This window comes from Arthrobacter sp. THG-b23, assembly GCF_059091265.1.
This window is the reverse complement of the sequence record NZ_JBNHGM010000007.1, coordinates 1-19,739: the sequence shown is the minus strand read 5'-3', so window position 1 is coordinate 19,739 and position 19,739 is coordinate 1. Positions and strand designations below refer to the sequence as shown.

19 protein-coding genes are annotated in these 19,739 nt (G+C 70.0%); 9 read left to right on the top strand and 10 right to left on the bottom strand.

The window, feature by feature from the left end:
• Positions 1-52: 52 nt before the first annotated feature.
• Positions 53-694, top strand: a complete 642-nt coding sequence (locus AC5RVD_RS12830) for a DUF4166 domain-containing protein (RefSeq protein WP_494127116.1) — start codon at positions 53-55, stop codon at positions 692-694.
• A gap of 46 nt (positions 695-740) precedes the next feature.
• Here the strand turns inward: AC5RVD_RS12830 and AC5RVD_RS12825 are convergent, their stop codons facing one another.
• The 5 genes from AC5RVD_RS12825 to AC5RVD_RS12805 form a co-directional block, all read right to left on the bottom strand.
• A complete protein-coding gene (locus AC5RVD_RS12825; RefSeq protein WP_494127115.1) occupies positions 741-1,814 on the bottom strand; it encodes a uroporphyrinogen decarboxylase/cobalamine-independent methonine synthase family protein in 1,074 nt (357 codons plus the stop codon).
• Between the two features lies 1 nt (position 1,815).
• The gene (locus AC5RVD_RS12820; RefSeq protein WP_494113559.1) at positions 1,816-2,181 is read right to left on the bottom strand and encodes a chorismate mutase; all 366 of its coding nucleotides are present in this window, start codon (positions 2,179-2,181) and stop codon (positions 1,816-1,818) included.
• Between the two features lie 145 nt (positions 2,182-2,326).
• On the bottom strand, positions 2,327-3,463 hold the full coding sequence (gene mnmA / locus AC5RVD_RS12815) for a tRNA 2-thiouridine(34) synthase MnmA (protein ID WP_494113558.1): 1,137 nt from the start codon (positions 3,461-3,463) through the stop codon (positions 2,327-2,329).
• Between the two features lie 88 nt (positions 3,464-3,551).
• On the bottom strand, positions 3,552-4,775 hold the full coding sequence (locus AC5RVD_RS12810) for a cysteine desulfurase family protein (protein ID WP_494127114.1): 1,224 nt from the start codon (positions 4,773-4,775) through the stop codon (positions 3,552-3,554).
• Positions 4,776-4,854: 79 nt separating this feature from the next.
• Entirely contained in the window at positions 4,855-5,511 is a 657-nt protein-coding gene (locus tag AC5RVD_RS12805; RefSeq protein WP_494127113.1) for a helix-turn-helix transcriptional regulator, read from the bottom strand.
• A 175-nt stretch (positions 5,512-5,686) separates the two neighbouring features.
• Between AC5RVD_RS12805 and AC5RVD_RS12800 the strand changes: the two genes are divergently transcribed.
• From AC5RVD_RS12800 to AC5RVD_RS12790, 3 genes are read left to right on the top strand one after another with little or no spacing between them, the layout of a single operon-like run.
• Positions 5,687-6,922 carry an NAD(P)/FAD-dependent oxidoreductase gene (locus AC5RVD_RS12800; RefSeq protein ID WP_494127112.1) on the top strand — a complete coding sequence of 412 codons (1,236 nt, stop codon included), beginning with the start codon at positions 5,687-5,689 and terminating at the stop codon, positions 6,920-6,922.
• Positions 6,919-7,863 carry a dihydropteroate synthase gene (folP, locus tag AC5RVD_RS12795; RefSeq protein ID WP_494127111.1) on the top strand — a complete coding sequence of 315 codons (945 nt, stop codon included), beginning with the start codon at positions 6,919-6,921 and terminating at the stop codon, positions 7,861-7,863. The genes AC5RVD_RS12800 and folP overlap by 4 nt, the downstream gene beginning before the upstream one ends.
• Positions 7,860-8,678, top strand: a complete 819-nt coding sequence (locus tag AC5RVD_RS12790; RefSeq protein WP_494127110.1) for a pyrimidine reductase family protein — start codon at positions 7,860-7,862, stop codon at positions 8,676-8,678. Before folP ends, AC5RVD_RS12790 begins: the two co-directional genes overlap by 4 nt.
• Here AC5RVD_RS12790 and AC5RVD_RS12785 read toward each other — a convergent pair.
• The gene (locus AC5RVD_RS12785) at positions 8,600-9,505 is read right to left on the bottom strand and encodes a diacylglycerol/lipid kinase family protein (protein WP_494127109.1); all 906 of its coding nucleotides are present in this window, start codon (positions 9,503-9,505) and stop codon (positions 8,600-8,602) included. The two genes, AC5RVD_RS12790 and AC5RVD_RS12785, sit on opposite strands and share 79 nt — an antisense overlap.
• A gap of 116 nt (positions 9,506-9,621) precedes the next feature.
• Between AC5RVD_RS12785 and AC5RVD_RS12780 the strand changes: the two genes are divergently transcribed.
• From AC5RVD_RS12780 to AC5RVD_RS12770, 3 genes are all read left to right on the top strand, one after another.
• Positions 9,622-10,548: a J domain-containing protein gene (locus AC5RVD_RS12780; protein WP_494127108.1), complete on the top strand. Its 927-nt coding sequence runs from the start codon at positions 9,622-9,624 to the stop codon at positions 10,546-10,548.
• A 64-nt stretch (positions 10,549-10,612) separates the two neighbouring features.
• Positions 10,613-11,080, top strand: a complete 468-nt coding sequence (locus AC5RVD_RS12775; RefSeq protein WP_494113550.1) for a tRNA (cytidine(34)-2'-O)-methyltransferase — start codon at positions 10,613-10,615, stop codon at positions 11,078-11,080.
• Between the two features lie 74 nt (positions 11,081-11,154).
• The gene (locus AC5RVD_RS12770) at positions 11,155-11,739 is read left to right on the top strand and encodes an anti-sigma factor (RefSeq protein ID WP_494127107.1); all 585 of its coding nucleotides are present in this window, start codon (positions 11,155-11,157) and stop codon (positions 11,737-11,739) included.
• A 93-nt stretch (positions 11,740-11,832) separates the two neighbouring features.
• On the opposite strand, the gene AC5RVD_RS12765 is transcribed toward AC5RVD_RS12770, so the two are convergent.
• The 4 genes from AC5RVD_RS12765 to AC5RVD_RS12750 all read right to left on the bottom strand — a co-directional run bounded on the left by AC5RVD_RS12765 (position 11,833) and on the right by AC5RVD_RS12750 (position 16,189).
• Entirely contained in the window at positions 11,833-12,576 is a 744-nt protein-coding gene (locus AC5RVD_RS12765) for a PIG-L deacetylase family protein (RefSeq protein WP_494113548.1), read from the bottom strand.
• A gap of 5 nt (positions 12,577-12,581) precedes the next feature.
• Positions 12,582-13,526: an electron transfer flavoprotein subunit alpha/FixB family protein gene (locus AC5RVD_RS12760; RefSeq protein WP_494113547.1), complete on the bottom strand. Its 945-nt coding sequence runs from the start codon at positions 13,524-13,526 to the stop codon at positions 12,582-12,584.
• Positions 13,527-13,559: 33 nt separating this feature from the next.
• Positions 13,560-14,375 carry an electron transfer flavoprotein subunit beta/FixA family protein gene (locus AC5RVD_RS12755; RefSeq protein WP_494113546.1) on the bottom strand — a complete coding sequence of 272 codons (816 nt, stop codon included), beginning with the start codon at positions 14,373-14,375 and terminating at the stop codon, positions 13,560-13,562.
• 155 nt (positions 14,376-14,530) lie between these two features.
• The gene (locus AC5RVD_RS12750; protein ID WP_494113545.1) at positions 14,531-16,189 is read right to left on the bottom strand and encodes a S1C family serine protease; all 1,659 of its coding nucleotides are present in this window, start codon (positions 16,187-16,189) and stop codon (positions 14,531-14,533) included.
• Positions 16,190-16,530: 341 nt separating this feature from the next.
• Between AC5RVD_RS12750 and AC5RVD_RS12745 the strand changes: the two genes are divergently transcribed.
• A complete protein-coding gene (locus AC5RVD_RS12745) occupies positions 16,531-18,597 on the top strand; it encodes a TPM domain-containing protein (protein WP_494127106.1) in 2,067 nt (688 codons plus the stop codon).
• 76 nt (positions 18,598-18,673) lie between these two features.
• A complete protein-coding gene (locus tag AC5RVD_RS12740; protein WP_494113543.1) occupies positions 18,674-19,441 on the top strand; it encodes a PspA/IM30 family protein in 768 nt (255 codons plus the stop codon).
• The last annotated feature ends 298 nt before the right edge of the window (positions 19,442-19,739 follow it).

Genomic DNA, 19,739 nt, shown 5'->3' with positions numbered 1-19,739 from the left:
GTCAACGGCGGCAGTGGCCGCGGGCCCGCCTCCCGGCGCGGGTGGTGATGCAGTGGTTTCCGTCTACCGGATGGCGCTGGGGCCGGACTTCCGGCTGCTCCAGCCCGAACTGCAGGAATACTTTTCGCTCGCCCCGGACGGCGCGGACGACGGCGGAACCGGAGCCAACGGGATCGGCTCCGGCGTGTTCGACGTCGCCGGCTGCCCCCGTCCGGCGTTGCGGCCGTTCCTCGGCCTGACCAGCGGCGACAACGCCCTGTTCCCCGAGTACCAGCACAATGTGCCCTTCAGGATCGAGAACCGGGCCTCACTGAATGCCCCCGGCGAGCCGGAGCTCACCGCCGTCAGGACACTCAGCTTCCACGACCGGACCCGGATCGTGGAGGACCGGACCAGCTGGGACCGCGATCTGGGCCATGCCGTCGGTGCCCTGGGCCGCAGCGGCCGCCTGCTGACGGACGTGGCGTGCTCGGTCGGCGCCGACGGCCGGATGCGCCTGGCCTCGCGGCGCTGCCGGCTGGCGACCGGCCCGCTCAGCGTCGGGCTTCCGCTGCTGCTGGATGCCGCGGCTTTCACCGAACAGTGGTGGGATGGATCCGAGCGCCGTTTCCGGATCCGGACGAAGGTCATCCAGCGCCAGTTCGGCACCGTGCTGGAATACTCCGGGTCCTTCTCGTACAGCCTCGTGGCCTAAGGAGTCAGCCGGATCCGCCGTGCGTTTGGTGGGCCGGCCCCCGGGCTCAGGCCTCCGCGACAACCTGGTTGAGCGCGTCCGCCGCCTGGGTGAGCCGCTTGACCACCGCGCGCGCCGTGTCCGGTGCGTGTCCGGCCAGGCCGGAGGACGGCGTGATCCTCAACCGGGGCAGCCGCGTCAACGGCAGGCCCAACTGCCGCCAGGGGCGAACGACGGAATCCACGAGCGCGCTGACCTGCGGGACGGTGCCTGCGGCCGGGTCGATGAGGCCCGCCCACACCGTTCGGTCCGCTTCCACCGCGGCCGCGATGGTTTCCCACTGCCGGGTGGTCAGCGCGCCTGTGGGGACGGCGACACCGTCCAGGCCGCTGGCGGCCACGGCGTCGAGGGACGAATCCGCGGCGGGGATCAGGGCGACGACTTCCACGGCTCCGGCATCGCGGACGGCGGCGGCCACCAGGTCCCAGGCGGCGGAGGCTTCCGAGGCGGCGACCGAACGCAGCGTGCGGTATCCACTGGCCGTGGGGATGGTCCCGGCCAGCACGGCATCGAGCTCCGGCTCCTCCAGCTGGACCACCAGATCCGTGCCGGCCGGCAGCGCGGCCCTGACGTTGGCCAGGTGTCCGGCCGCACCTGCCGCGAGCGACTGGGCCAGGTCCCGCCGGGCGCCGGCGTCGATCAGGGCACGTTCGCCGTTGTGCAGGTGCAGGTTTGCCGCCAGGGACATCGGTCCGCGCACTTGGACCTTGAGTAGCTTGCCGGGGCGGTCTTCGGCGCCGGCCACATCGGCCAGCACGTTCAGGTCGGTGCGCAGCGCGGACACAGCCCTGCGGTGATCCTGGCCCGGACGGTCCACCAGGCGCCAACCGTGCGGCTGCAGGTCGATGAACAGTCCCTCCAGCATGCCCGCGGTTCGTCCGGTGGGGTCCGACCCGGGGCCGCGGTCCGGCAGCTCGACCAGATGCGGCAGGTTTGGCTCGCCGAGTTCACCGCGGACGATGCGGGCAGCCTCGGCTGGTTCCGTGCCGGGCCAGCTGCCCAGCCCGGTGGCGCTCACGTGGGCGGGCCGCCCGCCGGCTGCAGGTGCGCCCGCGGCAGGCATGTCGGATCCGGCCGCCATCTCAGTTGCCGCCGTTGTGCTCGTCGGAGATGGCCTGATGGTGCCTGATGACCTCGGAAATGATGAAGTTCAGGAACTTCTCGGCGAAGGCCGGATCCAGATGCGCTTCTTCGGCCAGCCGCCGCAACCGGTTAATCTGGGCGGTCTCGCGGTCGGGGTCGGCCGGCGGCAGCTTGTGCATGGCCTTGAGGTACCCCACCCGCTGGGTCGCCTTGAACCGCTCGGCCAGCAGATAGACCAGCGTCGCGTCGATGTTGTCGATGCTTCCGCGCACCGCCAACAGCTCCGCCATCACCTCGGGCGCCACCTGGTCGGAGAGGGAGCTGGCGGTCGGGTCGTAGTCATCGGCAAGGTGGGGCTCGGTCATGCCACCAGTTTATGGTTCGGCCCGCGCAGTCGACGCACCGGTTACCGCTCTATGAAGTACCGCCGGTCCTCCGGGCAGTCCCAGGCCGGAGGAGGTTCGCTTCCGGCCCGGCCGGAAGAGTCCCGCTCCCCGAAGCGTGCGCCTTTTAGGAAACGTTGGCCGGGTCCCAGCTCAACGACCGCGCCGAGTCGATGGTTGCCTGGCCCAGCACCCTGGTTCCTTGGTAGAGCACCATGGTCTGGCCCGGGGCCACGCCGCGCATCGGTTCGATGAGGGTCACGACCAACTGCTGGCGGCCGTCGTCGCCGACCTCCGCCTGGGCCCGCGCCGCCACCGGGTCGCCGTGCGCGCGGACCTGCACCATGCAGTCGAACTCGGTGTGCGCCTGGACCTCGGGCAGCGGCAGGCCGGCCCAGGAGACTTTGATGCCGCGCATCTGGTCGACGGCCAGCAGGTCCTCGGGTCCCACCACTACCTTGTTCTCCTTGGGCCGGATCTCCAGCACGAACCGCGGCTTGCCGTCCGGCGCCGGCCGGCCCAGCTTGAGTCCGCGCCGCTGGCCCACGGTGAACGCGTTGGCGCCGTCGTGTTCGCCGACGACCTGGCCGTCCTGGTCAACGATGGAACCGGACTCCATCTCGATCTTTTCGGACAGCCAGCCGCGGGTGTCGCCGTCGGAAATGAAGCAGATGTCGTGGCTGTCCGGCTTGTTCGCCACGGACAGCCCGCGCCGTGCGGCCTCGGCGCGCACCTCGGCCTTCGACGGCGTTTCGGCCAGCGGGAACATGGAGTGCTTGAGCTGTTCGTGGGTCAGCACGCCCAGCACGTACGACTGGTCCTTGGCCCAGTCGGCGGCGCGGTGCAGTTCGCGGTTGCCTTGCGCGTCCTCCACCACCTTGGCGTAGTGGCCGGTGCACACCGCGTCGAAGCCCAGCGCCAGCGCCTTCTCCAGCAGGGCGGCGAACTTGATCCGCTCGTTGCAGCGCATGCAGGGGTTCGGCGTCCGGCCCGCGGCGTATTCGGCGATGAAATCGTCCACCACGTCTTCCTTGAACCGCTCGGAGAAGTCCCAGACGTAGTACGGGATGCCCAGGATGTCGCACGCCCGCCAGGCGTCGCGCGAATCCTCGATGGTGCAGCAGCCCCGGCTGCCGGTGCGCAGCGTGCCGGGCATCCGGCTCAGGGCCAGGTGCACGCCCACCACATCGTGGCCGGCCTCCACCGCCCGTGCCGCCGCCACAGCGGAGTCCACGCCCCCGCTCATCGCTGCCAGTACCTTCATGAATTCGTTTCCCTACTGATTCGTTGTCTGTGTCCGCCGCGGCCGCCAAGCTCAGCGCCCCACCGCACCGGCCCGGTCCGCTGAGGTGTCAGCCGGACTGCGTGCCCGCGGTTTGGATGCTGGAGACGTGGCCGGCCATCCCGGCCTTCCTGGCCCGCGCGTATGCCTCCGGCAGCGCTGCCACCAGTGAGTCAACGTCTGACTCGGTTGTTGTATGCCCGAGCGTGAAGCGTTGTGCTCCGCGGGCTTCTTCTTCGCTCAACCCCATGGCCAGCAGGACGTGCGAGGGCCGGGGCACTCCCGCGGTGCAGGCCGAGCCGGTGGAGGACTCCACGCCCGCCAGGTCCAGCAGGAACAGCAGGGAGTCGCCCTCACAGCCGGGGAAGGTGAAATGCGCGTTGCCGGGCAGCCGCAGGCCCTCGTGGTGCGGGTCCGGGGTGCCCCGCAACACCGCCTCCGGGACGCTGCGCGCGACGCCGGCTATCAGCTTTTCGCGCAATCCCGCCAACCGTGCGGCTTCTTCCGGCAACTGCCCGACGGCGGCCTCCGCGGCCGCGGCGAACGCTGCGATCGCCGGGGTGTCCAGGGTGCCCGACCGGATGTCGCGTTCCTGGCCGCCGCCGTGCTGGACAGGCGTCAGCTTCACGTCCCGGCGGACCAGCAGCGCACCGACCCCCACCGGGCCGCCGATCTTGTGCCCGCTGACGGCCAGGGTGTCCAGGCCGGACGCTTTGAAATCCACTTGCATGTGGCCGAACGCCTGGACGGCGTCCGAGTGGACCGGGATCCCGTGCGGCTGCGCGGCGGCGACGATCTCCGCCACCGGCTGGACGCTGCCAACCTCGTTGTTGGCCCACATGACGGTGACCAGCGCCACCGCGGCAGGGTCCGCCTCGATTTCCCGTCGCAGGGCCTCGGCGGAGACCACGCCGTGGGCGTCGACCGGGAGCCAGACCGCCTCGGCGCCCTCATGCTTTTCCAGCCATTCCACCGTGTCGAGCACGGCAGGGTGCTCCACCGGCGAGCACAGGATCCGCCGCCGCCGGGGGTCGGCGTCGAGCCGGGCCCAATACAGGCCCTTGACGGCAAGGTTGTCGGCCTCGGTGCCGCCGGAGGTGAAGATCACCTCGGACGGATGCGCTCCGGCCGCGGCGGCGATGGTCTCGCGAGCCTCCTCGACCACCCTGCGGGCACGCCGGCCGGAACCGTGCAGCGAGGAGGGGTTGCCGCTGCGGCTGAGTTCATGGGTGAGTGCGGCCAGGGCCTGCGCCACAAGGGGCGTGGTCGCCGCGTGGTCAAGGTACACGGGCACGCCAATATTTTACATGCCCCGGCGCGCCTTGTTTCAGCCCGCCTGCCGGACCCGGGACGGCCCGGGTCCGGCAGGCGGCTCAGCGCCGGTTGATCCTGGCGCAGCAGAATGGCCCGTCCGGATCTGCGGCGACGCCGTGGGACTGGTCGGCGCAGCCGGCCAGCATTCCTTCCAGCAGGGCGAGGTTCAGGCCGCATACCGTTTGCGTATGGCTGCGGGCCAACAGGTGGAACGGGCAGTTCCCCAGCGCATAGCCGGCCCCGTCCGGCAGCGGCCGGTAGCCTGCCGCGGCCAGGGCTGCCTCCAGGTCGCCGGCGCCGGCCCCCAGCTCAAGGCCCTTGGCCCGGGCAGCCTCGGCCACCAGTTCGTGTGCCGGGCGGGCGGTCCTGGCCGATTCCTCCACGGCCGTGGCCAGCAGGTCGCCGGCCAGGCCATAGGCACGCTCAGGCACGGAGGCTGATACTTCCGGCACCGCAGCCGCGTAAAGCTTGGCCGGCCTGCCGGAGCCCGGTCCGGATTTACCGCTGAGTTTTCGGAACTCGATGGTCAGCAGCCCGTGCCCGGCCAGCGCGTCCAACTGGAGGGACACGGTGCTGCGCGGCAAATCCAGGGCGGCAGCGGCCTGGTCCCGGGTGACCGGTCCGGCGCTGTAGCGGACGAATTCGAAGAGGCGGCGGCGCACGTCGTCGCCCAGGGCCGAGACGGCAGAGAGTCCGGGTGGCGGCTGGTCGGCCATGGCGCCCCTTCCGGTGGCAGGTGCATTGACTTATCCGGAACTGATTTCTAAAGTCGGATGTACCCATTTTAGAACATCTGGCCCTGCCCGAACAGGCAGCCGCCGGTGCTTCCATCAGATCGGCTGCCAGGGGCGGACCCGCTGCGTGCCCGCCGGCACATGAAGGAGCGCTGCCATGGCAGGGAACCCGATCGTCATCGCCGGAGCGGGCCTGGCCGGTGCCAGCGCCGCCAAGGAGCTGCGCAGCGGCGGCTTCAGGGACGAGATCGTGCTGGCCGGTGCCGAGGACCAACACCCTTATCTTCGGCCGCCGCTCTCCAAGGGCTTCCTGGCAGGACGGGAGGACGCCCAGTCGGGGCTGGTGCAAGCACCCGACTGGTATGACGAGCACGGCGTCCAACTGTTGCGCGGCACCACGGTTGTATCCTTCGATCCCGCTGCCCGTACTGTCGCGCTCTCGGATGCAGGCACGCTGGAGTACTCGCAGCTGCTGCTGGCCACCGGGGCATCGCCGCGGAGGCTGGAACTGCCCGGCGCCGGGCTGGGGGGCGTGCACTACCTGCGCACGCTGGCGGACAGCCAGGCCCTGCACGCCGTGCTGGCCTCCGGGGACCAGCGGCTGGTCGTGATCGGCATGGGCTGGATCGGCATGGAGGTTGCGGCCACGGCCCGCCAGCTCGGAAACGAGGTCTTGGTCCTGGGCCGCGGCGACATCCCGCTCGCCCCCGCGCTGGGCGACGCCGTGGGCAGCATCTTCGCCGACACCCACCGCCGCGAGGGCGTCCTGCTGCGCACCCGGCGCTGGCCCGTGGAAATTCTCGGCGAGGACGGCAGGGTCACCGGCATTGTCTTGGATAACGGCGAGCGCCTGCTAGCCGACGCGGTGCTGGTGGCCATCGGCGCCGTCCCTAACACCGCGTTGGCCGAAGCTGCGGGGCTGGCCGTGTCCAGCGGCATTGACACCGACCAGATGCTGCGCACCTCCGCGGAGCATGTCTACGCCGCCGGCGACGTTGCCCGTGCCTACCATCCCGGTTACGGCGCACCGTTGCGCAGCGAGCACTGGGCGAACGCCTTGGCCCAGGGGAAGACCGCCGCGGCCGCGATGCTGGGCCAAGACGCGTCCAACGACGACATCCCGTACTTCTACACCGACCAGTTCGGAATCGGAATGGAGTACTCCGGCTATTTCCCGTGGTCTGCGCGGGGCGAGCCGGTGTTCCGGGGCAACTACCAGGACCTCGACGCCCTGGAGTTCATCGCGTTCTGGCTGCGCGAGGGCAGGGTGGTGGCTGGTATGAATGTAAATATCTGGGACGTCCAGGAGCCCATCCAGGACTTGATCCGTTCCGGCCGCAGCGTGGAGGCCGCGGACCTGTCCAATCCCGACAAGGAGCTGACCAGCCTGTGAGCCAGCCACTGACGGCACGGTCGCCGTCCAGCGCGTTCCTGCCCGAGCTGTACCACCCGGTGCACGACTTCGGCGTCCGACGGATCGACTTCCGCCGCCACGTGGCGCTGATGGCCATCGTCAACCGCACCCCCGATTCCTTCTACGACACCGGCCGCACCTTCACCCGGCAGGCAGCCATCGACGCCTCCTTGGCCGCGGTGGCCGCGGGCGCGGACTGGGTGGACATCGGCGGCGTGCCGTTCGCCCCGGGCCCGGCATTATCCGCGCGCCGGGAAGCCGAGCGGATCGTTCCGGTGATCGAGGCCGTGCGGACCGGTTCGGACGCCATCATTTCCGCCGATACCTTCCTGCCAGAGGTTGCCGAAGCGAGCATCCGCGCCGGGGCCAACGTCATCAACGACACCACCGGGCTGCACCACCCGGAGTTGGCGGCGGTCGTGGCGGAAGGCGGCGCGCATCTGGTCATCACGCACTCGCTCGCCGCTCCGCGCACCGTGTATCCCCGCCCCCGATACGACGACGTGGTCGACGACGTCGCCGGGTTCCTGCGACGCAAGGTGCAGCTGGCCCTGGACTTGGGCATTCCGGCCGGGAAAATCATCGTCGACCCTGGCCACGACCTGAACAAGAACACGCTGCATTCGCTGGAAATCACCCGCCGCTTTGGCGAAATCGCCTCCCTTGGCTACCCGGCGCTGGCGGCGGTGTCCAACAAGGACTTCATCGGCGAGACACTGGCGCAGCCCAAGCAGGACCGGCTCTCCGGCTCGCTGGCCGCCGCGGTGATGTGCATTATGAACGGTGCGCGGATCCTGCGCATGCACAACGTCGCCGAGGCCAGTTCGGCCATCCGGATGACCGAGGCCGTGATGGGCTGGCGGGAACCGTCCTGCCTGAAACACAACATGGGCGACGTCAACGAACCGGCGGCGCCGTGACCCGCCCGATCCGCCGCCTCCTGCCGCCCGGACCGGAGCAGGCCACCGACCAGCAACTGCTGGACTGGTACGGCGAACTCCCCCGCTCCGGCCCGTGGGTCCGCTTCAATTTCGTCGCCAGCCTGGACGGCGCCGCGACCTATGCCGGCCGCTCCGGAACCTTGGGCGACGAGGTGGACCAGCGGGTCTTCCTGCTGCTGCGCAGGCTGGCCGACGTGCTGGTGGTCGGTGCCGGAACGATTCGGGCCGAAGGCTATGGCGGACAGCTGCTCTCGGCCGAGTCCCAGGCGTGGCGCGTCGCCCGCGGCATGAGTCCGCACCCGCCTGTCGCCGTGGTCTCGGCGTCGCTGGACCTGGACCCGGGCAGCGCGTTCTTCACCGCCGCCCCCGTGCGGCCGATCGTACTGACCAGCGCGGCGTCGCCCGCGACCCGGCGCCGCGCGCTGGAACCGGTGGCCGACGTGCTCGACGCCGGCACCGCCCGGGTGGAACCGGCGCGGGTGGTGGAAGCGCTGGCAGCCCGCGGCTACGAGCAGATCCACAGCGAGGGCGGACCCCTTCTCTTCGGCAGCTTCCAGGCGGCGGGACTGGTGGACGAGCTGTGCCTGACCATCAGCCCGGTGCTGGCCGGCGGGACCGCCAAGCGGATAGCGGACCACCTTCCCGACGCGCGCGAGTCGCTGCAGCGGCTTCAACTGCGGCAGGTGCTCGAGTCAGGATTCATGCTGCTGCTGCGCTACACCGCCGCAAGCAGCGCGCCCGGGACCACGTCCACCGACACCGGCAGCCTCCCCACCCGCTCGCCGTCGGCGTAAGCGGTGACGCCGGCGGCTTCCAACCGGACCGTCCTGGCCTGCTCGATGTGGACCGCCGGATGGCTGATGTGCCGGCCGGCATAGACGCGCGGAAAGATGCCGACTAAGGCGGGACGGGACAGTGGCGAGACGATGAACAGATCCAGCAAACCGTCGTCGTACGCCGCCTCCGGCACAACGCGCATCCCGCCGCCGAAGAAGCGGCCATTGGCCACGGCCACGAGCATTGCGTCGGCCTGCCGCGGCACGCCGTCCACGACCAGGTGGTAGCGGATAGGGCGGAAGGAGGCGAGTTCGCGCAGCATGGCCAGCGGATAGCGCAGCCGGCCGCGGGGGAAGCTCCAGCGATTGGCACGGTCGTTCACCGCAGCGTCGAAGCCGGCCGAGAGGACCCCGGCGAACCAGGCTGTGGAACCGTCCGGATGCGTCACCCGGCCAAGGTCCACCCTGCGCGGCTGCTCCAAGGCGCGCAGGAAATGCCCGACGGCGGTGACCGGCCCGGCGGGCAGGTCGAACAGCCGGGCAAAGTCGTTTCCGGTGCCTGTCGGCACGATGCCCAGCGGAACCTGTGTACCCGCCAGCGCGTTGACTGCTAAGTGAACCATTCCGTCACCGCCCACCACCAGGAGGGCGGAGACCCCCCGGCGCAGGGCGCCGGCCACCAGGTCGGCGAGCGCAGCCCACGTTTCGGCCCGCAGCTCGACGGCGGGGCGGTCACGCCGGGCGAGCTCGGCCATCACTTCCGCTCCGGCACCGGCGGCCGCACCGAAGGACGCCTGCGGGTTGACGGCAACGGCGATCGGCGCGGAGGACGGCAGCGAAGTCACAGCAGATCATTGTGGCATCGCGACGACCTGCCGCCGCGGTACGACACAGGCGGCCGGCAGCCGCCGGTTACACTTGGCTTCGCGCAGGACCCCGAGACCCTACAGAGAGGCGGCCGGTGATCCCCCTATCCCACTACGACGTCCTGGGGCTGCCGGTCAATGCCACGGCGCACCAGATCAAGGCCGCTTACCGCCGGGCCGCCCGCGCCACGCACCCGGACCACGGCGGGGATGCCGCCGAATTCCGCCGCGTCAGCCTGGCCTACGAAGTCCTCAGCAACCCGCAGGCCAGGTCCCGCTACGACCGTTCCTACGGCGCCGCCGGTCAGGGCGCCCCGACGAACGGCACCGGAACCTTTGCGGCCGGACCCGGCACCCGGCACTCTGCCCCCGGCCAACGCGGCCCGTCGGCGTCAGACTCCCCCGTCTATGTTCCCGCCTACGGCTCCCCGGACGAATCCGCTGCACTGGCGCAGAACATCGCCCGCCAGCACATCCACGGTGCCCCGCGGAAGCGTGGCATCTTCGGCGCCGGAGCCAGGCTGCGCCGCGAGGCGCTGACGGTGCAGCTGATCAGCCGGCAGATCCTGCCCGCCATCCCGTCCGCCCGGCTGGTCAACGGCCTGCATTCGCCGGCCGACAACGGCTTCATCGACCATGCGCTGTTGGCCGGCTACCGACTGGCACTGATTGATTCGATGCTGCTGCCGCGGGGAAACTTCCGCTGGGACGGCCGGACCCTGCACAAGGACGGCCGGATCGTGGAGCCGCCGAGGCTGGCACCGGCCGTGCGCAGGATGCAGGAACTTTTTCCGGAGCTCAATGTCACCGGCTGGACGGTAATCCACTCCGCGGACGGAAACCTCCACGAACCGGTGATCGATTACACGCGCGGCTACGACCCGGACGGGATCGTCCCGGTACACGTGGTCAACGCCGCCCGGCTGGTGCGCGAACTCAAACAGTTCCTGTCCTCCGGCCCGGCGCCGAATACCGTGCACGTCCCCTCGCTCGCCAAGCTGCTGGGCGGCATGCACGCCTGACGTCCCGCTTCCGGGCCGCCGGCGGATGACGGGCCGCGGCCGCGGCGCGCATAGGATGGAATCCGTGTTCCGCATCCTCTTCTACACCCCCGAGATACCCGGCAATACCGGCAACGCCATCAGGCTGGCCGCGGTCACCGGAGCCGAACTGCACCTGGTCGAACCGCTGGGCTTCACCTTCGAAGACTCCAAGCTGCGGCGCGCCGGGCTGGACTACCACGATCTGGCCGTGGTCCAGGTCCACGCTGACCTGGAAGCGGCGTGGGACGCCCTGCAGCCGGAGCGGGTCTTCGCCTTTGCGTCCGACGGGGAGCGCTCCTACACGGACGTCGCCTACGCTCCCGGCGACGTGCTGATGTTCGGGCCGGAGTCGGTGGGGCTGCCGGCAGCGGTCAAACAGGATCCGCGCGTCACGGCGCGGCTGCGCCTGCCCATGCTTCCGTCGCTGCGGTCGCTGAACCTGGCCAACTCGGCCTCGATCGCCGTCTATGAGGCCTGGCGGCAGCACGGTTTTGCCGGGGCGAAACTGTAGCGCCGACGCGATGGAAGGCGCCGGCGTGTCGGGCTGGACACTGCCTCCCCCGGGGACGGATAGACTTGAAGCCTATGGATACGCCCCAGCCATCTGATCGCCTGGCCAGCCCCGGTAACTCCACCGGGGACAACGACTACGCACCGGATGACGATGTCTCGGTGCTGCACGCCGACCAGCTCACCGGCGGATCAGAAGACACCGAGCGGCGGCCGATGCCGGCCGTGACCAAGTGGCTGCTGCTTGCTTTGGCCGCCGTCGTGGTGGTGGTGGGGGCCATCGCCACAGCGAAAACACTGGGCGGAACTTCGGACCAGGACGTCACGGCTGCCCCGGATGTCGTCTCCAGCCAGCAGGAGCTGGAGGGAGGCGGCACGGTGGACGCCTCGGTGTCGCTCCGCGAGAACGCGGCCGTCCTGACGTTCAGCGGCATTCAGGCGTCGGAGGGACGCACGTACCAGGTCTGGCGGCTTCCGCTGGACGGCTCGGCACCCGTGTCGGCCGGGACCATCGAAGCCGCCGACATCACCTCGGGCAACCCTGTGGTCATCGACGGCATCTCCACCAGCCGCGAACTGGCCGTCTCGGTCGAGGCACCCGGCGGAGCCGAGTCCCCCAGCCTGCCGTTCGCCGTCGTCATTCCGCTCTCCACGCCGTAGCCCGAGCCGCCGGCCACCTGCCGAGGCCTTGGCGCCACCTGGGGCGCAGGCCTGCCACCGTGCCGCCGCGTGGGCAGGCCGGCCGGCAGCCTGTCAGAAGCCGGCGATGGTTTCCGGGGTATTGATGCCCACCACGTGGAAGGCTTCCGCGCTGCGTCCGGGCAGGCCGCCGCGCATGGCGTTCTCCGCCAGGTTCTGGCGCACGCGGGCGTCCATCGCGGCCAGGTCCGGGTGCTGGCTCGCGTGGATCCGGATGGCGGCAAGCTTCGTGTCGACGTGGTCGGTAATGTCAACGTAGTGGTTCTCGCGTTCCCGCGGCCCGCCGTAGAACCACAGGAACGGCACCTTGTAGGCGGCCAGCCCTGCCTCGAGCAGTTCGGGATAGGCGTAGGGGTTCTCCACGGCCGGGTAGATCGCGCGCGTGACGATTTCGCCGCAGGCCAGGTGGTCGGGGTGGCTCTTCTGGATCCGGTCCCAGGCGCGCTCCGGATGCATGGAGAGCACAATGTCGGGACGGATGCGGCGCATCAGCTCCACCGCCTGGCGGATGACGTCGTGGGTAGGCTCCAGGTAACCGTCGGGTTGATGCAGGAAATGCAGGTCGGTGACGCCGGCGAGCGCTGCGGCCTTGGCCTGCTCGGCCGCCCGCAGTTCGACAATTCCGGCGCGCTGGGCCTCGTCGAAGCCGCCCGCGTCGCCGTCGGTCATGATGCAGTAGCTGACCTGGACGCCCGCTGCCGTCCAGCGGGCGATGGTGCCGGCTGCACCGAAGTCCAGGTCGTCCGGGTGCGCAGCAAAGACCAGGACGCGTTCCGGCTGGAATTCCTCAATGGTCACCGCGGCTAGCCCTTCCGCCGGCGGATCTCGGCGGCGGCCTGCGGCAATACGGTGGCGAGGTCGCCCACGATGCCGAAGTCGGCGATCTCGAAGACCGGCGAGTCGGCGTCGTTGTTGACCGCAACAATCACCTTGGCCGTCTGCATGCCGGCCTTCTGCTGGATGGCCCCGGAGATGCCCGCGGAAATGTACAGCTGCGGCGAGACGGTCTTGCCGGTCTGCCCCACCTGCGCCGAGTGCTCAATCCAGCCGGCATCGGTGGCGGCCCGGGACGCGCCCACCGCCCCGCCGAGGGCGTCGGCCAGGTCTTCGATCGGCGAGAAATCGCCGCCGGTGCCGCGGCCCCCGGCCACCACGACGCGCGCCTCGGTCAGGTCCGGCCGGCCGCTGGCGGCCTTCTCGGTGCGTTCGGTGATGCGGGCGGCGGGGCCGAAGTCCCCGGCGTCGACCGTCACCACCTGCGGCACCGCCGCTTCGGCCGCCGGAGCTTCGGCCACAACGTTGGCCTTCACGGTGATCACCGGCGTGCCTTCGGTGACATTGGCCTGCACGGTGTAGGCGCCGGCCAGCACGCTCTTGGTCACCATCAGGTCCGCCGAAACGTCAATGGCGTCGGTGATGACCCCGGATGACAGCTTGATGCCGACCCGGGCTGCGATCTCCTTGCCTTCGAACGTGTTGTCCAGCAGCACCGCGGCCGGAGCGGCCTGGCGCACAGCCGCCGCCAGGAACGCGGCCTTGGGAGCCACGAGGGCGCCGTCCACGTCCGCGGCCGGCACGTAAGCGGTCCCCACGCCGTATTCCCCGAGCTCGGTCCGCAGGGCGTCGGTGAGGTCGCCGTTGAATGCTGCCACCGGTTCTCCGATGCCGCGGGCGAGCGTGAGCAGTTCCCGGTGGATCTTGTGCAGGGCTTGGCCGGGACGGTCGATGAAGACAAGAACAGTAGTCATGGTGCCGATATCCTTCGCGGTTTCCGTGGCGGACTAGAGCAGGTTCTGGGCGGCCAGGTAGTCCACCAGGCGGATCCCGGCGTCGCCCTCATCGGTGATGATGGTGCCCTGCGACCGCGGCGGCCGCGCTTCTGCCTTGGCGACGGCGGTCCAGGCGCCTGCTGTGCCGACCGCGCTGGGTTCGATGCCCAGGTCCGCCAGCGACACCGTGGCAACGGGCTTCTTCTTGGCGGCGATGATGCCCTTGAAGTTCGGGTAGCGCGGTTCGTTGATCTGGTCGGTGACCGATACCACCGCGGGCAGTTCCGCTTCCAGGCTGTCGGCGTGGGTGTCGCCGTCCCGGCGGGCGCGCACGGTGGTCCCGTCCACCTCCAGGCTGGCGGCGAAGGTCAGCTGCGGCAGGCCCAGGCGCTCGGCCAGCTGCGCCGGAACCAGCGACGTTTCGCCGTCGGTGGACGCCATGCCGGTGAGTATTAGGTCAACGTCGCCGAGGCTGCGGACGGCGGCCGCCAGGACGAGCGACGTTCCGGCGGCGTCCGAGCCGGCCAGGGCATCGTCGTTCACGTGCAAACCTTCGGTGGCGCCGATCTGCAGCGCCTTCTTCACCGCGGTGGCCGCCGCTGCCGGGCCCATGCTCAGCGCGATCACCCGGTTGCCGGCCTTCGGCCCGCCGCGCTCCTCCGCCAATTGCAGGGCGGATTCGATGGCGTATTCGTCCAGTTCGGACAGGATGCTCTCCGACCGGTCGACCGTCGCCGGATCGCCGGTCAGGTGCCGGTCGAACTGCGCGTCCGGTACGTGCTTGATCAGCACCACGATGTTCAAGGCTGTGCCTGCTGCTTTTTGCATCCTCGCTGAACTTCCTTCCGCCGTCCGCGGCCCGCGCGGGTGTTGCGGGTCGCTGCAAACACCCTAACCTTACCGGCAACGCCGCGGCGGTAAACACCTGCGGCGCTGCCGTGTGCGCCACCCGGGGCGGCATGTGCGCCCCGGGGACGTGCGGGTCAGGCCTGGCCCTCGCCCAGCGTCACGTCGGCGGTGCGTTCTTCGCCGCCGCGCAGGTAGGTGACCTGCACCGTGCTGCCGGCGGCGTGTTCGCGGATGGCCGCGGTCAGGGACTGGCTGTCGCCGATGACCCGGTTTTCCACCCGGGTGATGACGTCGCCCTTCTGCAGGCCGGCCTCCTGTGCCGGCGAGCCCTCAACCACCTCCACGACGGCCGCCCCCACCGAGAACTGGGTGTTGCCGGAAGAATTGCCGGAGGGCTTGGCGGTCACTGTCACACCGAGTTGGCCGTGGCTCGCCGTCCCGTCTTCGATCAGGTCCTGGGCGATCCGCTGCGCGTAGTTGCTCGGAATGGAGAATCCCACGCCGATGCTGCCGCTGTCCTCGCTGGAGGACGCGATGGCCACGTTGACGCCGATGACCTCTCCGTTGGTGTTCACGAGCGGGCCGCCGGAGTTGCCGTGGTTGATCGCCGCATCGGTTTGGATCACGTTCAGGAAAATGCTGCCCTGGTTGGAGGACCGTTCCTCGCCGGGGAACTGGAAGTTCCACTGGTCGCCCGGGCCGGGCTGCGCACTGTCGCCGGAATTTTCCGGCACGGCGGAGGACGAGACGCTGATGGTGCGGCTCAAGGTGGACACGATGCCGTCGGTGACGGTGCCCGCGAGGCCCAGCGGCGCGCCGATGGCAATGGTGGTGTCGCCGACGTTGAGCTTGTCCGAGTCGGCAAACGTCGCGGGCGTGAGGCCCTTGGCATCGGTCTTGATCACGGCCAGGTCCGACAGCGGATCGGTGCCGACCACCTTGGCACGGTGCACGCCGCCGTCGCTGGTGCGCACCTCGACGTCGGGATTGGCGGTCTGGCCGCCCAGCGTCACCACGTGCGCGTTGGTGAGGATATGCCCCTCCGTGTCCAGGATGATGCCCGAACCGGATCCGCCTGCGTTGCCGCTGGCCACCGAGATCGTCACCACGCTCGGCGATGCCTTGGCCGCCGCAGCGGTGATCTCGTTGACCGAGTCCGTGTTGTTCACGATCAACTGCTCGGGCCCGCTGCCGGTAATCGCGGTGCCCGCGGAGCCCTCAGCCAGTGCCTGCGAGCCCACGGCGACTCCGCCGCCCGCCAGGCCGGCCAGCAGCATCCCTGCGATCAGGGTCCCGGTGCCAAAACGCTTCTTGGTGCTCGCCCCGGCCGGCTGGCCGCCGCCGAAGCCGTAGCCCGACCCCGTCCCGTGGCTTCCATTGCCGTAGCCGGAGCCGGAGCCCGTCGCGTTCCCATACCCGGAACCTGACGCGTTCCCGTAGCCGGACCCCTGCCCGTAACTTCCACTGCCGTGACCGGAGCCGTGGCTTTGGCTTCCGTAGCCGCCGTGGCTGCCCGCGTTGTCCTGACCGTAGGCCGGCGCGGCATACTGGCCGAAGGTGCCGGGGGCGTACTGGCCGTACCGGGGCTGCTGGGCTGTGTCGTTCAGGGGCTCCTGCCGGGCCTGGTCTTGTGCCGGGACCTGCCCGCCCGCCTCCGCTGCCGGGCGACGGAACGGTTGGGTCTCGTCGGCTGCCGCCGGCTGCTCCCCGGCACGGGAGGCCGGCGGATTCTCCGGCAGCGGGGGCATGGGCCGGGCGGGCCGCTCCTGCGGGCCCTGGTTGTTCTCGCTCATGGCAGGTCCTTTCTTGGTCTGCCCTCCACTATGCACGGCTTCGCTGGGATAACGTCGCACGTTTCCTGTAAGGATTCTGGAAACCAGCCGGACGCGAACGGCGGCGTGGCACGCCGTCGACCCCGCCCGCTCCCCAAACCCGTGGTCAAACGATAAAGTCTCGTGTTCCAGAGCCGGGGAAAGGGCTGCTCCCGCGTTCGCTGCCGGCGGAGGGCGGTGGTGGACGGTGCCAAACGCGGACCATAGAATCACCAGTGGGTGGATCCGCCCCGGCCGGGGCCAGGACCACGTTGACGAGCCGGGGCGCCACGGCCCCAGCTTGCGTTGCTGAAGGGACCTTTATGCGCTCACCGCTCAGGCGTCTGGCGGCCGTAGCCGGCCTGACGGCAGTCTTCCTTGCGCCGGCAGCACTGGCGCACGCCGTGCCGCCGGTCGACATCCCGCCGGGCGAGTTCGTGGTGGACCAGGCCGGTGTGCTGGGCGGCCGGACGGCCGAGGTCGAGGACGCCGTGCGCGAGCTGCAGCAGTCCGAAGGCCTGAACGTCTACATCGTCTTTGTGGATGAATTCACCGAGCCGGCCGACCGCGACCAGTGGGTGCTGGACACGGCGGAGCTGAACTCACTGGGCTCCGTCGATAGCTTGCTTGCCGTTTCCGTCGACGGCCGCGAATACCTGTTCCAGTCGGGCGAGGACAACCCCGTCGTCTCCCGGGACCAGAACATCGCGCAATCCATCCGGCCGGCCCTCGGTCAAACGGACTGGGCGGGGGCCGCGCTGACCGCCGTGGCGGCGGTCGAGGACGCCGCGACCGGCGGCGACGGTTCCGTCGAATCCGGTGGCGGGGGCGGCTCGCTGGGCCCGGTGCTGCTCATTGGCGGTGTCGTGGTGGTGGGCGGCGGCGCGGCGCTGCTGTATGCGCGGTCCAAGCGGAACAAGAACCAGCGCCCGCAGCCGCAGCTGCAGACCGGCCCCGACGGCCGGCCGCTGGATCCGCATGACGCCATGTCCGTGGAGGACCTCCGCAAGAAGGCCGGCAGCCTGCTGGTAGCCGCCGACGACGCGATCAAGTCGAGCGAGCAGGAACTGGGCTTCGCCATGGCGCAGTACGGCGACGACGCCGTGCAGCCGTTCCGCCAGGACATCACCGCGGCCAAGTCCCACATGATGGAGTCCTTCAAGCTGCAGCAGCAGCTCGATGACCATATTCCGGACACCGAAGAAGAGCAGCGTGCCTGGCTCGGCGACATCATCCGCCGCTGCGAGGCGGTCAACGATTCCCTCCAGGCACACAAAGAGGACTTCGACGCGCTGCGGGAGCTGGAAAAAACCGCACCGCAGGCGCTCGAGCGGGCCCGGGCCGCCGCCCGGGAAACCCGCGGCAGGCTGGACGACGGCACGGCCCGGCTGCGGGAGCTTCGCGCCCGTTTTGCCGACAGCGCGCTGCAACAGGTCGCCGACAACATCGGCCAGGCCGGGGAGCGGCTGGACTTCGTCGAGAACGCAGCCAACACCGCGCAGGACAAGCTCGACGAGGGAGACCGCAGCGCCGCCGTGATTGCCGTGCGTGCCGCCGAGGAAAGCCTGCACCAGGCCAACATCCTCCTGGAGGCCATCGCCAAGACGGCCAAGGACCTCGACGACGCCCGGAACAGCATGGAACGCACCATCGCCGACGCGACACAGGACATCGCCCAGGCCAGGGCCATCATCGCCTCCGGGCAGCACCCCGAGCTGACGGGCCCCTTGGCCGGGCTGGAAGCGGCGGTGTCCGCGGTCCGGCAGGAGGTCGCCGGGGGACGCGTCGACCCGATCATGATGGTGCAGCGGCTGGAGGCGGCCATGGAGCCCCTGGATGCCTCGCTCTCCGGGATCCGGGACGCCCAGGACCGCAACCGGCGTGCCCGTGAGGCCCTGCAACACGCCATCATGTCCGCGCAGGCACAGATTTCCGGCACCTCGGACTACATTCAGGCCCGGCGCGGCGGCGTTCGCAGCGAGGCACGCACCCGGCTGGCCGAGGCGGAACGGAACCTCGACCATGCGCTGGCCATCGCCGACTCGGATCCGGAGCAGGCGCTCAACTATGCCCGGCAAGCCAATGCCTTGGCACAGCAGGCCAGCCAGATGGCCCAGGAGGATGTGGACGGTTTCGGCGGCGGCATGGGCGGCTTCGGCGGCGGCGGGATGTTCGGCGGCCGGGGCGGCGGCTTGGGCGGGGCGATCCTCGGCGGCATCCTCATCGACTCCATCCTGCACGGCGGCCACGGCTCGCACGGCGGCGGCGGGATCTTCGGGGGCGGCGGAGGCGGTGACGTTTTCGGCGGCGGCGGCTTCGGCGGGTTCGGCGGTGGCGGCGGCGGCTTCGGTGGCTTCGGCGACGGAGGCGGCGCCGGCGGCAACTTCTAGACCAGACAGGCCGGGCAGCCATGCGGGCTGCTTGGAAGGCAAACAGTTCGAGTAAACCCGATCGAAAGGCATCACCGTGGTAAAGCACTCAATTTTCGGCCGCATGGCCCAGCTGGCCAAGGCAAACATCAACGCCCTGCTCGACCAGGCGGAGGATCCGCAGAAGATGCTGGACCAGATGGTCCGCGACTACACGAACAACATTGCCGAAGCCGAAAGCGCCGTCGCGCAGACCATCGGCAACCTGCGCATGCTGCAGGACGACTACAACGAAGACCTCGAGAACGCCCGCAGCTGGGGGGCCAAGGCCTTGGCTGCCAGCCGAAAGGCCGACGAATACCGCACCTCGGGCCACGCCGCCGACGCCGAGAAGTTCGACAACCTCGCCAAGGTGGCGATCCAGCGCCAGATTTCGTCCGAGAACGAAGCCAAGGGCGCCGAGCCGACGATCTCCTCGCAGACCGAAATCGTCGAGAAGCTCAAACACGGACTCAACCAGATGAAGTCCAAGCTCAACGAGCTGCAGAACAAGCGCGATGAGCTGATCGCCCGCGCCAAGACCGCGCAGGCCCAGTCACAGGTCCACGACGCCATCAAGAGCATCGACATCCTGGATCCGACCAGCGAAGTCGGCCGCTTCGAGGAGAAAATCCGTCGCGAGGAAGCAAAGGTACGCGGCCAGGCCGAGCTTTCCGCTTCCAGCCTTGATGCCCAGTTCGAGAGCCTGGAGGACCTCGGCGAGCAGACGGAGGTGGAGGCACGGTTGGCCGCGCTGAAGTCCGGCGCCAGCCCGGCCCCGTCGTCGCTGGAGGCCGGCAAGGAAACCACCTCAGAAAGCTACTGAGCGCCGGCCGGCCAGGCGCTCGGGCATGAATGGCTCCGGGCCGCACCTTTCCTGGTGCGGCCCGGAGCTTTCCTGTTAAGCCACGCGTCCCAGTTTCCCGGCGCGCGGTCCGATCGCGTCAACGGCGCGGTTTCACGCCCCGGAGAAGGCGGCGGCCGGTGAAGCGCCCCGGCCGGGAGGCACCGGCCCGCGCGCGGCGCAGGGCCTTGGGGTTGTAATGCCGGGGACGGTGCTCCGCTGCGTCCGGCACAGGGCCGCTCCGCTCCCGCGGTGCTGCGGCCGCTCCCCCGCCCTGCTG